11 protein-coding genes are annotated in these 12,262 nt (G+C 72.7%); 3 read left to right on the top strand and 8 right to left on the bottom strand.

All coding sequences use genetic code 11. The features are described from left to right. Window positions 1-38: 38 nt before the first annotated feature. The 3 genes from VMF51_RS21775 to VMF51_RS21765 form a co-directional block, all read right to left on the bottom strand. On the bottom strand, window positions 39-344 hold the full coding sequence (locus VMF51_RS21775; protein ID WP_414689494.1) for a DUF3039 domain-containing protein: 306 nt from the start codon (window positions 342-344) through the stop codon (window positions 39-41). Between the two features lie 155 nt (window positions 345-499). After that, window positions 500-1,054, bottom strand: a complete 555-nt coding sequence (locus VMF51_RS21770; protein ID WP_325476574.1) for a YqgE/AlgH family protein — start codon at window positions 1,052-1,054, stop codon at window positions 500-502. A 52-nt stretch (window positions 1,055-1,106) separates the two neighbouring features. Next, entirely contained in the window at window positions 1,107-1,634 is a 528-nt protein-coding gene (locus tag VMF51_RS21765; protein WP_325476573.1) for a hypothetical protein, read from the bottom strand. Between the two features lie 132 nt (window positions 1,635-1,766). Between VMF51_RS21765 and VMF51_RS21760 the strand changes: the two genes are divergently transcribed. Next, entirely contained in the window at window positions 1,767-2,459 is a 693-nt protein-coding gene (locus VMF51_RS21760) for a TetR/AcrR family transcriptional regulator (RefSeq protein ID WP_325476572.1), read from the top strand. A 12-nt stretch (window positions 2,460-2,471) separates the two neighbouring features. On the opposite strand, the gene VMF51_RS21755 is transcribed toward VMF51_RS21760, so the two are convergent. The 5 genes from VMF51_RS21755 to VMF51_RS21735 all read right to left on the bottom strand — a co-directional run bounded on the left by VMF51_RS21755 (window position 2,472) and on the right by VMF51_RS21735 (window position 7,898). Next, window positions 2,472-3,494, bottom strand: coding sequence for a DUF3048 domain-containing protein (locus VMF51_RS21755; protein WP_325476571.1), 1,023 nt, complete (start codon window positions 3,492-3,494; stop codon window positions 2,472-2,474). Window positions 3,495-3,584: 90 nt separating this feature from the next. After that, window positions 3,585-4,340, bottom strand: coding sequence for a glucose 1-dehydrogenase (locus VMF51_RS21750; RefSeq protein ID WP_325476570.1), 756 nt, complete (start codon window positions 4,338-4,340; stop codon window positions 3,585-3,587). Between the two features lie 59 nt (window positions 4,341-4,399). Then, window positions 4,400-4,813, bottom strand: a complete 414-nt coding sequence (locus VMF51_RS21745) for an HIT family protein (protein WP_325476569.1) — start codon at window positions 4,811-4,813, stop codon at window positions 4,400-4,402. A gap of 9 nt (window positions 4,814-4,822) precedes the next feature. Then, window positions 4,823-6,421, bottom strand: coding sequence for a carboxypeptidase regulatory-like domain-containing protein (locus tag VMF51_RS21740; protein WP_325476568.1), 1,599 nt, complete (start codon window positions 6,419-6,421; stop codon window positions 4,823-4,825). Between the two features lie 55 nt (window positions 6,422-6,476). Next, complete coding sequence (locus tag VMF51_RS21735; RefSeq protein ID WP_325476567.1) at window positions 6,477-7,898, bottom strand: M15 family metallopeptidase; 1,422 nt, start codon at window positions 7,896-7,898, stop codon at window positions 6,477-6,479. 136 nt (window positions 7,899-8,034) lie between these two features. On the opposite strand from VMF51_RS21735, the gene VMF51_RS21730 reads away from it, so the two are divergent. Next, window positions 8,035-10,350 (top strand): DUF4157 domain-containing protein, encoded by a 2,316-nt coding sequence (locus VMF51_RS21730; protein WP_325476566.1) that lies wholly within the window; start codon window positions 8,035-8,037, stop codon window positions 10,348-10,350. Between the two features lies 1 nt (window position 10,351). Next, window positions 10,352-12,220 (top strand): ATP-binding protein, encoded by a 1,869-nt coding sequence (locus VMF51_RS21725; protein WP_325476565.1) that lies wholly within the window; start codon window positions 10,352-10,354, stop codon window positions 12,218-12,220. The last annotated feature ends 42 nt before the right edge of the window (window positions 12,221-12,262 follow it).

Genomic DNA, 12,262 nt, shown 5'->3' with positions numbered 1-12,262 from the left:
GGTGGGCTGGGGGTCGGCGGCGTCCTCGTGACGCCCGGTCACTCCGCGGGACCCGAGCCGTTGTCGTCGTTCATGGACTCCCAGACTTCCTTGCACTCCGGGCAGACCGGGTACTTCTCGGGCGCGCGGCTGGGCACCCACACCTTGCCGCACAGCGCGACCACGGGGGTCCCCATGACCATCGCCTCGGTGAGCTTGTCCTTGTCGACGTAGTGCGAGAACCGCTCGTGGTCGCCGTCGTCCGTGGGGACGGTACGACGGTCCTCCCGGACTCGCTCGTCGACGGCCGTGCCGGTTCCGAATCCGATGGTGCTCACGGGGTCAGGGTACGGCAGATCGACCATGCCTCCGAACCTCCATCCGACGCCGGTTGAGGCGCCAGGGCCGCCAGGCCCGAGCCTCGAAACCCGTCTTGCCGCGAGTCGGCCTCGATCGAGGCCGACGTACGACTCACCGGGTTTCGAGGCTCAGGACTTCGTCCTTCGCACCTCAACCAGCGTCAGTTGAGGCCGGGATCACTCGGGCGGGTGGAGTGCATCGCGAGGTCGCCGGGCTGGCGCCGCAGGACGTCGCGCCACAGCTCGGCGGGGTCGCGGCGGAAGACGTCCGGCACCAGCGCGGGGACGACGTACCAGGCGCCCTCCTCGATCTCCCCCTCGAGCTGGCCCGCGCCCCAGCCGGCGTACCCGGCGAAGATGCGGAGCTGGTCGACCGTGCCGTCGACGAGCTCCGGCGGGGTGTCGAGGTCGAGCAGGCCGAGGCGCCCGACGATCTCCCGGAAGCCCACCGGCGCGTCGTCGTCACGGAGCAGGGCGACGGCGAGCGCACCCTCGGTGCTGACCGGACCGCCGAAGAAGAGGACCTCGGGCTCGCTGACCACGTCGTCCCACGGGGTCAGCACCTCGGACACGGGCACCGGCGAGGGCCGGTTGAGCACGACGCCGAGGGCGCCGTCGGCATCGGCGTCGAGGATCAGCACGACCGTGTCGGCGAAGTTGGGGTCCAGCAGCGCAGGGGTCGCCACCAGGAGCATCCCCACCGCCGGCTCGGTCATGGCCCCATCCTCGCACCGCCCTGGCGAGCGGCACGAGGACGACGGGCCGCGATCAGACGGCGAGGGCGGAGCGGAGGCGGCCCAGGAACGACGCCCGTCGACGGGTGCGCTCCCGCGGCGGCACGGCGTACGTCGCCCGCGCCTGGGCCTCGAGCCGGGCACCGATCCGGGCCGCCGAGGCGTCGTGCGGCGCGGCGAGCCCGGCAGTGACCGCGAGCATCGCGTGCTCGTTGATCGTCCCCCGCGCGACCGCGGCGGCCAGCGCCGGCTCCAGGGGGAGCTCGCGGTAGCGGTCGAGGACGGCCCGGACGCCGGGCAGGTCCGCGGCGGCGGCACGCCAGGCCGTCACGACGGCGGACTCGAGGTCCGCGGACTCGTCGAGCAGGATCTCGCGCTCGATCCGGCCGGAGAGCCGGGCGTGCCAGCGGAGCAGGAAGGCGCCGAGGAGGGTCAGCTCGTCACCGAAGTTCTCGGCGACGCCCTCGACGTCCATGGGCAGGTGGCCGTCGAGGCGTCGGTCGGCCTCGGCGATGACGGCGCGCAGGGTCTCGCTGCGGGCCGGAAGGGTCTTCAGGGTCATGGTCAGCTCCTCGAAGGTGGCTCACATACTGTGAGTACGTACTCAGAGTACGCTCACATACTTTCGGTATGCAAGTGATCGGAGGAGTGACGGCCACCACGCCGTACCGACGGTCGGTTCTATGCTGTCGGGATGCCGAAGTCGACCGCCCAGCCCGAGCCGGCAGCCTCGGGCGAGCCGGGCGCCAGCCGCCGTCAGCAGTACTCCGCCTCCACCAAGAAGGCGCTCGTCGACGTCGCCGAGGAGCTGTTCACCGAGCACGGGTACGCCGCCACCTCACTCGACGCGATCGTCGCGGGGGCGCGGGTCACCAAGGGCGCGCTCTACCACCACTTCAGCGGCAAGCAGGCGCTCTTCGAGGCGGTCTTCGACCGGGTCGAGACCGATGCGTCGAAGGCCATCCAGGAGGCCCTGGGCAGCCACGAGGACCCCTGGGAGAAGGCCCTGGCGGGTCTGCGCGCCTTCCTCGCCGTCGTCCAGCAGCCGCGCTACCGCCGGGTCGTCATCCAGGAAGGGCCGGCCGTGCTCGGTTACGAGCGCTACCGCGAGCAGGAGGAGCGCTCGACGTTCGCCAATGTCCTGGAGATCGTGCGCTCGGTCATCTCCGCCGGCACCTGGGAGCTGGAGGAGGACATGCTGCAGACCTTCTCGCGGATCTTCCTCGGCGCGATGTCCTCGGCCGGCGAGTCGGTCGCCAGCGCCGAGGACCCCATCGAGGCGGCCCAGCGCGTCGAGATCGCGATCGCGTTCATCCTGCAGGGCTTCCAGGCGCTCGCCGACGCGGGCGTCGACCTGCCGACGGCCGGCCCCGAGGACGAGGCCTGAGGATCCTGTCGGCTACTTGCCGACGGTCACCGAGCCGTTGGCGGCGTCGACCGGGACCAGCTCGACCCAGGTGCGCCCGGCCGGCACGACCAGCTCGCCGGCCTTGGTCGCCAGCGTGAGCGAGTCACCCAGGCCCTTCTTGGTCCAGGTACCGCGGATCAGCCGGCCGTCGTGGAAGAGCATGGCCTGGCCGCGCCCCTCGAACTTGGACTCGGGCACCGGGTTGCCAGCGGGATCGGTGTAGCCGGCGTCGCCGACCTTCACGCGCAGCACGAGGACGCTGTCGGCCGGGAACTCGTCGCCCTTCGCGGCGAACGTGTTCTCGTTGACGTACTTCTTCTTCTGGGCGTCGTACGACCAGTTGGTGGTGTGGCTGCCGAAGGACGCGGCCAGCGTCGTCGCGGGCTGGCCCTGCGGCAGGTCGGCCGCGTCGCCCCACGGCAGGTAGTCGTCGGGACGGGCCGCCTCGTCGCGCTCGGTCGACTTGACGGTCTTCTTCAGGTCCGCGAACAGGTTGTACGGCGCGCTGCGCGAGCTGTTGCGGAAGAACCCGGGGCCGCCCTCCTGGATGAACTTGATGCCGGCCTTGTTGATCCGGTCGATCGTCACCCCGGCCGCGCCGCTGGTGACCACCGTGGCGCCGGCGGGCTTGACGATGCCGATGTCGCTGGCGCGCATCGAGCGGACCGGGCCGACCTCGCCCGGGATCTTCGAGAAGAACATCACCGCGAGCCGGGTCACGCCGCCCTCGACCAGCTCCTCCACGACCAGGTCGGCGCTGCCGAGGCCCTGCTGCGGGGAGCTGGAGGCGGTGTTGTCGATCTTCGCCACGATCACCGGGTGGTCCTGGGCGGCGCTGTCGTCACCCTCGACCGGCAGGCCGGTGAGCGGCCAGGTGGAGTCCAGCACCGAGCCGCTCGCGATCTCCTGGGCCTCGGGACCGTCCTCGTCGGACTTCTTGTCGTCGCCGCCGCAGGCGGAGAGGACGAGGCTGGCGGCGACCAGGGTCGAGGCGAGCAGGCGGGCACGGCGCACGGGACGCTCCGTTCGTAGCGAGGTGGGTGTCGGGGGTGTGGTCGATTTCGAGTGTGCGGCGCGACCGGGCCGCGTGGGGGGAGGCGCGCCTCAGCCGAGCGAGGAGCCGCCGTCGACGTACAGCGTCTGGCCGGTGATGTACGACGCCTCGTCGCTGCACAGGAAGGCGGCCGCGGCCGCGATGTCCTCGGGGAAGCCGACCCGCTTGACCGGGTTCGCGTCCGCGTTGAGCTTGCGGAACTCCTCGACGTCCATCTTCAGCCGGGCCGCGGTGGCGTCGGTCATCTCGGTGGCGATGAAGCCGGGCGCGATCGCGTTGGCGTTGATGCCGAACGGGCCGAGCTCGATGCCGAGGGTCCGGGTGAAGCCCTGGATGCCCATCTTGGCCGCGGAGTAGTTGGCCTGGCCCCGGTTGCCCAGCGCGGAGATGCTGGAGAGGTTGAGGATCTTGCCGTAGCGCTGCTCGACGAAGTGCTTCTGGGCCGCCTTGGTCATCAGGAACGCACCCTTGAGGTGGACGCCCATGACCAGGTCCCAGTCGGTCTCGGTCATCTTGAACAGCAGGTTGTCGCGGGTGATCCCGGCGTTGTTGACGAGGATGTGGATCCCGCCGAGCTCCTCGACGACCCGCGCGACCGCAGCGTCGACCGACTCCGCGTTGCTGACGTCGGCACCGATGCCGACGGCCTTCCCCGGGAGCTTCGCCGCGGCCTCGGCCGCGGCGCTCTCGTCGAGATCGATGATCGCGACCGCCGCGCCCTCCTCGGAGAACCGGGTGGCGGTGCCGAAGCCGATGCCGCGCGCGGCACCCGTGATGACCGCGACGCGTCCGTCGAATCGACCCATGTGAGCTCCTCCTGAGGATGGTGGCTGGCCGGCAGCGCCCGCCACTCTAGAGGACGGGATCAGCTGCGGAGGACTCCACGGAGCCGGGCGGCGTACTCCCCCCGCTCGGCGAGGTCGGCGTACGACGTCCGCGGCCAGAAGAAGCCGCGCAGCCCGTCGCCCTTGGTGCGGGGGACGACGTGCAGGTGCAGATGGGGCACGGACTGGCTGACGACGTTGTTCATCGCCACGAAGCTGCCCTGCGCGCCGAGACCCTCGACGACCGCGGTCGCCAGCCGCTGCGCGACGGCCAGGAAGCCGTCGCGCAGCCCGGCGGGCAGGTCGGGCAGGGTGACCACGTGCTCGCGCGGGACGAGCAGGACGTGACCCTTGAAGACCGGCCGCTGGTCCAGGAAGGCGACGAGGTCGTCGTCCTCCCAGACCAGGTCGGCATCGGTCTCCCCCGCCACGATGGAGCAGAAGACGCAGGCCATCCGGTCAGGCTAGCGACGCACCCGCGCGGTCTTGGCGCTGCGCACCGTGACCGTGTCGAAGTGCTGGCGGGTGCCGGTCACCCGGACGCTGATGCGCTTGCCGGCGTCCTTGCGGGTGAGGCGGTACGACGTGCCGGTCTTCACCTTGGTGCCGTTGCGGAACCAGGTCAGCCGCAGCTTCACCTTGCCCGGGCCCCAGGACCCGGCGCGGGCGCGGAGCGTGCGTCCGACCTTGGCCTTCCCGGCGACCCGCGGCTTGGCGGTGCTCAACACGCCGCGGACGGCCGCGGTCGGGGCCGAGGAGCGCACCGCGCTCGCGCCGCCGAGGTCACCGCGCACGGTGAGCGTGACCGGCCGGCCGGCGAGGGCGTTGGTGACGGCCAGGGTGCGGCCCGTCCCGACGCGGACGCCACCCGCGGTCCAGGTGTAGCCCAGCACCACGCCGGTGGGTCCCCAGGCGCCCGGCACCGCGGTCAGGACCCGGCCCGCGCGCGGCGTACCGGAGATCTGCGGGGTGCCGGCGACGACCTCCGGGTCCGGCTCGGGCTCCGGCTCGGGCTCGGGCTCGGGCTCGGGCTCCGGCTCCGGCTCGGGGTCCGTGGATCCGTCCGAGGGAAGCACCACGGCCGTCTCGGTGCTCGTGCGCTCGATCGCGGGCTGCCCCGGGACCTTGCCGGTGATCCGCACCGAGAGACGTCCGCCCTCGACGGACGCGGGGACGGTGAGCGTCGGACCGGTCGCGCCCTCGATCTCGAAGCCGCGGTCGAGCCACTGGTACGACAGCGCGACACCGGTCGGTCCCCAGGCGCCCGGCGCGGCCGTGAGGCGGCGGCCGACGCGGGCCACGCCGGTGACGGTGGGGGTGGCGGTCTGGACGGCGGTCGGAGCGGCACCGAGCCGGATGGTCACGTCGCGGCGCTTGGCGACGCCCGCGGGGAAGGTGAACGTCGTGGCCTCGGCGACGGCGTACGTGCCGTCGTACCACTCCTCGACCTCGGGGCCGCCGTGCCCATCGGGCAGACCGGCGGACACCTTCACCTCGCTGAACGAGTCGGTGATGCGGTAGCGGCCGGTCTCATCGGTCTCGTTCGGGCCGAACTGGGGTGGTCCCCACCACCCGTTCATGAAGTCGGGCCTCCGGACCTGCAGCCCGATGGGGGCGCGGACCAGCGGGTCGCCAGCGGCGTCCAGGACCGTGACCACGACCGAGGGCCGCTCGACGAGGGTCACGTTGTGGGTGGTGCCCGCGCCGGCCGTGACCGAGACCACGGTGTCCTGGTTGTAGTAGACGGGGTCGTCGAGATCGATGCCCCACAGCGAGGCGCTGACGATGTAGTCCCCCGGGACCAGGTCGAGATACGGGCTGTCCCGGCTGTCGAAGCGGCCGTCGGCGTCGGTGGTGACGCCGTAGCCTCCCGCCATCTCCGACTCGCGGAACGACACGGAGGCACCGGCCACCGGCTGGCCGGCCTCGTCGACGACGCGCCCGGTCACCCAGCCGGGGGTGTCGGCACTCGCGGGTGAGGCGACCAGCAGGCCGGCGGCGACGAGCAGGGTGGTGACGATGGCGAGGAGGGCGGCTGGGAGCCGGCCGGGCGTACGTGGCATGGAGACCTTCCGAGGAGCGGGCGGGGTCGCTCCCCGCCCGCTCTAAGATCCCCACCTAGTCGCAGACGAAACCCTCGCACTGCGGATGCAGCAGCCGCGGGCTGAGCTCGGGGCTGACGGCCCGACGGGCGGATCCGACCACGTCGAAGTGATGGGCGTCGCGGGTGCCGTAGGTCCAGCGCAGCCCGTGCCGGGCCATCACCTGGACGACGGCGTGCGAACGCGACCGCCAGGCCACCAGCGGGTGCGCGTGACCGACCCACCAGCGGTTGGGGACGACGCCCTGGCGGGAGTGGTACGGGTTCTCCCACGGGTTGACGTCGAGCGAGCGGCCATAGGAGTGCGGCGAGCGCACCCCGGGCCGGCCGACGACCGAGCGGCAGTTGAACGCGGAGGTGTTGCCGGCCGCCATCGAGCGGTAGTCGTCGGCGCCGCCGAGCCGGCCGGACCAGCCGAAGCGGTCGACGCGGTACATCGCGCGGATCGGCAGCTTGCGCCGGTACATCTCCGCCAGGGCGCCGGCCATGTTGTCGGCGGCGTCGGTCGCGGCGACCACCTCACCGCGGTAGCGGTAGCCGTCGTACCCCCAGTAGTTGACGCGCACCAGGCGCAGCCCCGCGCGCCCCACCGGGCAGCCGGCGTGCCAGGAGCGGCCGGTCATCGAGCTCCACACGGCGTCGGAGAGCGGGGAGATCGACACGTTCGGGCCGCGGCCGGCGGCGCGCTGCTGGCGCGGCAGGCTCACCCGGGGTCGGGGAGCGCCCTTCGGCAGGGAGACCCGGCGGCCCGGCGGGCGGTTGTCGATGCGACGCCGGGGACTGGTGTCGCCGCGCACCCAGTCGTTGGTCGCGCCCTTCGCGATCCACACGGAGTCCGCGCGCGGCCGGACCCGGAGCTTCGCGCGGCCCTGCGCGTCGGCCGTCAGGGTCGCCGCGCGCCGCCACCGCCGCTGGCCCGGGGCCTTGCGCAGCAGCGTGATCCGGCCCCCGACCACGGGCTTCCCGTCGGTGGTGCGCCACCGGGTCCGGACCGCGACGGCCCGCCCGTCGACGACCCGCCGCGGAGCGTCCAGCAGCAGCCGGGTCGGGCGCCGGGTGATCGGGATCGCGCCGCTCCCCGTCGCGGGGTCGTACGTCGGGTCGCCCGCGTACGACGCCCGGAACAGGTTGTCGGCGGCCACCCGGCTGACCCGGGCGGACACCTGGGCGTGGCCAGCGGCGTCGGTGACCAGCGTCCCGACCGGCTGCCACGCGCCCCGGACCTGGCGCTCCACGGCCAGCGTCGCGCCCGGCACCGGAGCGCCCGCGGAGGTCCGGAGGTCGAGCTGCACGACGGCGTCCGCGTCGGCGGGCCGGGCGGCGGCCGACACGGCCAGCGTCGTGGGTGTCGCCGCGGACGCGGGGCCGGCGGGCGCGAGGACGCCGCCGGCGACCGCCAGGGCGAGGAGGGACAGGAACAGGTGACGCCCGAGATGCATGCCAGGAACTGTGCCCGAGCCCCCAGGGCCGAAAACGGCGCCGCGCCCGCGCCGGGTAAAAGTCCGCGAAAAGCCCACCCCGAGCCTGCGACCTTTCGCTAGCGTTCCGACAGTCTCGGGAGAAGGAGGGATCCCCATGCCCCGGACCCAGTACGCGCGACCGCTTCTGGGGGATCCCCTCCGCCGGCTCGTCGAGGACTCCTCCCTCGAGCACGAGACCTCCGAGCACGAGAGCTCCGAGTACGAGCAGCCGGCCTCCGGTGGTCTGCGGGTCGGGGCGGTCGACGACCGCGAGGAGCTGGACGCCGACCGGGTCGCCGACCGGGTCCTCGCCCGTCTGGCGGGCCACGAGGCGGAGTCCGAGGGCGCCGAGCACGAGTGCGCCGAGCACGAGGCGGACCGCGGCGTCCGTCGTACTCCCGGAGCGGGGCAGGTGGTCGGCGCGGCCGGAGGCGACCTCGACTCGAGCTCGTCGGCGGCCATCGAGGGCGCTCGCGGCGGCGGATCGGTCCTGCCGGCCGGCATCCGCCGCGAGATGGAGGCGGGCTTCGGCCACAGCCTCGCCGACGTCCGCATCCACACCGACGAGCGGGCCGCCGGGCTGAGCCGGCAGATGTCGGCACGGGCCTTCACGACCGGGCGCGACATCTTCTTCGACAAGGGCGAGTTCTCCCCCGGCACGACCGAGGGCAAGCGCGTGCTCGCCCACGAGATCGCACACACGCGCCAAGACGGCGGCGTACGACGCAAGCTGCGCGGTACCGCTCAGGCCTTGGAGTCGCAGGGCGGCGGCACCACTAGCGGCGGCGTTCGCAAGCTCGTCGGGAAGCTGACCAACTGGGACAAGATCGTCGCCGGGGTGAAGGCGTACGAGGCGTCCGAGGCGGTACTGCTCAACTCCGGGAAGAATCCCGGCGCAGCCACGCTCATGCAGGCCAAGCAGGGCCTGCTGAAGATCCTCACCAAGGTCCAGGCGCACATCGCGGAGTGGCGCTCGAGCAACGACGACGACAAGCAGAACGCCAAGCAGAAGAGCTCGTCGGCCTACGACACCGACAACCGGACGAAGGCCGGCCGGCGCCAGGCGGTCGCCATGCTGGCCCCCCGGATCGGCAACGAGATCAACCTGCTCACGTCCTCCGACTCCGCAGCCTGGACGGCCAGCCTGGGACTCTCCGACGGCAAGCTGACCTCCTCGGGCGAGCAGGACCGCGGCGGGGTCAACACCGTCCAGGAGCTCAACTACACCGTGGAGGGCAGCGCTCACGGCGGCGACGACGTCGCGTTCTCGGGCTTCTTCAAGGAGGACCACGGGTACAACGGCCTCGCCCAGCTGCACGAGATCGACAGCGGCATCCAGCGCGCCGACCCCAACTACGGCGCCCGGTCCGTGGCGCTCTACCGCCTCGACCAGCTACTCGGCGCCGACGTGACGGCCCGCGCCGAGTTCGCCGTCCACACCGACCCTCAGGGCAAGGCCAAGATGGGCACCGTGCTGGAGAAGGCGAAGGGCACGGCCGCCTCGAAGCTCACCTACGGGTTCGGCACCGAGCACACCAAGGCGATGGGGCCGGGGGCGGTGAACCTGGACGACGAGGTGCTCCAGCGCTCCATCAACAAGCTGCAGATCCTCGACGTCATCGCCGGTCAGCTCGACCGGCACTCCGGCAACTACTTCATCGAGACCGACCAGCAGACGGGCGCCGTCACCGGCGTCACCGGCATCGACCTGGACATGGCGTTCGGCGCCGACTTCACCGGGACCACCCACGAGGACGGCGCCCAGCTCGGGGCCCACAACTACCGCGGGATGCCCGAGTCCATCGACCGTCCGTTCGCCGAGCGGCTGCTGCAGATCTCACCCGAGTCGATCAAGGCCGCGCTGACCGGGCTGCTGAGCCCCGCGGAGATCGCCGCCACCGTGACCCGGTTCCTCAAGGTGCAGGACGCGATCCGGGCAGCCGACCAGGCCGGGCAGCTGGTCGACAAGTGGGACGGCAGCACCGCCCGGCGGGAGAAGGTCGGCGGCGCCGAGATCACGGGTCGTCCGAAGCTGCGGACCCAGCTGCAGAACCTCCAGTTCGCGAACCTCGGGACGGCGAACAAGATCACCACCGAGACGTTGACCGCCAAGCTCGCCGACTGCAAGGACGACGCGGTCCGCAAGGCGCTGAGCGACAACCTCTCCAGCAGCTGGAACCACAGTCTGGAGTCCGCCCTGGTCGGCGGCTTCCAGGACCACGAGATGTCCCCCGACGAGGTGCGCGCCGCGGTGCAGATGTTCGTCAACTTCGTCAACGGTCCCGGCAAGTCGTCGATGACGGCGGCCCTGAAGGCGCCCATGGTGGGCGCGGCGGTGGACAAGGCGGCTGCCCTGCTGATGACCCAGGCGGTCAACCTGGTCGTCGGCAAGCGCGCCGTCGCCGGACGAGGCAGGGGCGGCAAGCGCTGAGATGGAGGGCTGGGAGCGCTACGGGCGCCTGGTCGTCGAGCGGTCCGCCCTCGTCGCCGCCCTCGACCCCGCCCCAGGAGCCGGCCTCCTCTCGCCGGCCGAGATCGGCTCGCTGACCGGTCGTCCCGGCTCCCCGTCCGCGTCACCGGAGGCGGTCGCCTCCGCCTTCGAGGAGGCGATCGAGAAGGCGCACGCCGCGCTGGTCGTCGACCTGGACGGCACCTCCCCGTTCGCCCGGATCACCCGGTACGCCGGCCTGACCGACACCTCCGCCGCCGTCCTCGCCATCGTGGCGACCGCTGAGCTGGACGACCAGGCCGCGGCGCTGCTGCGGCAGCCGCTCACCCTCAGCGCCGTACGGCGCATGCTCGGCGACGCCGGCGCCGCCGCGCTGGCCGACGACGGTCAGCTCCGCTCGGCGGCGCTGATCGAGCTCGAGCCGACCGGCTCACTCGGGGGCGCCCGGGTGCAGCTGACGCGGCGTACCGCCTGGGCGCTGCTCGGCGACCTGTCCCTCGACCCGGACCTGCCCCCAGCGGCGGACGCGATCATGTCCGACGACCCCGACGGCTCGATGCGGGTGCTGGTCGTCGGCGCCGACCGGGTCCGCCGTACCCAGGCGGCAGCAGCAGCGACCGCCGGCCTCGGCTTCCTGGTCACCGCGCTGCCCGCGACCGACCGGGCCTGGGTCGCCGTCGTCTCCCAGGCGACCACGGCCGGCGTCGGGCTGGTGCTGGACGTGCCCGCCCCCGACCCGGAGCGCCCGGCGCCGCTCGGCACCACCGGCCGCCGGTGGCTGGAGCGGGCGGCACACCTGCCGATCGCCCTCTGCTCGGCCGACCCGCTGGCGCTGGAGTCGCTCAGCCATCAGTCCTGGACCGAAGTGCGAGCCGCAGCGTCGCCGGTGACCGAGGACGAGTGGACCCGGGCGTACGGCGACGCACCCCCGACCGCCCGGCGCCCGACGGCCGACCAGGTCGACGCCATGCGGGTTCTCGACGTACCCGACCCGATCCAGGCCCTGCGCCGGCTCGCGTCCGGCTCGCTGCTGCGGCACGCGCGCCGGGTCGAGGCGCGCGCGACCTGGGACGACCTGGTGCTGCCGCCGGCCCAGGAGCGCCGGCTGCGCTCCCTCGTCGACCGCTACCGCAACCGCGACGTCGTGCACTCCGGCTGGGGCCTGCCGCTCTACCCCTCCCCCGGCATCGTCGCGCTTTTCTCGGGCTCCTCGGGCACCGGCAAGACCACCAGCGCGGAGGTGATCGCCCACGAGCTCGGCGTCGACCTGTTCCGCGTCGACCTCTCGGCGCTGGTGAGCAAGTACATCGGCGAGACGGAGAAGAACCTCGAGGAGATCTTCTCCGCGGCCCACTCCGGCGACTACCTGCTGCTCTTCGACGAGGCGGACTCGTTGTTCGGCAGCCGCTCCGAGGTCTCCGACTCGCGCGACCGCTACGCCAACATGGAGGTGTCCTACCTCCTCCAGCGCCTCGAGACGTACGACGGCTTCGTCGTCCTCACCTCGAACTTCCAGGGCAACATCGACGACGCGTTCCTGCGCCGGATCCACGCGACCATCTCGTTCCCGATGCCGGGGCCGGAGGACCGTGCGCGGATCTGGACGCGCAGCCTCGCCGGCGCCCCGATCGGCGACCTCGACCTCGACCACGTCGCGAACGGCTTCGAGCTCTCCGGTGGCTCGATCCGCAACGCGGCCCTGACCGCCGCCCACCTCGCCGCCGCCCGCGACGGGTCGATCGGCATGGTCGAGGTGCTGGCCGCGGTCAGCGAGGAGCTCGGCAAGCTGCGCCAGCGCCTCTCTCCCCAGCTGCTGGGGAAGTGGGCCGACGAGGTCACCGAGCTCGGCTGACCCACCCTCCCGCCGACCCGGCGTGAGTGTGGTGCCGACCCG

The organism is Nocardioides sp., assembly GCF_035503875.1.
In the GTDB taxonomy this organism is placed as follows: domain Bacteria; phylum Actinomycetota; class Actinomycetes; order Propionibacteriales; family Nocardioidaceae; genus Nocardioides.
Note: the sequence above shows the minus strand (reverse complement) of the source record. Positions and strands in the feature narration are given on the sequence as shown.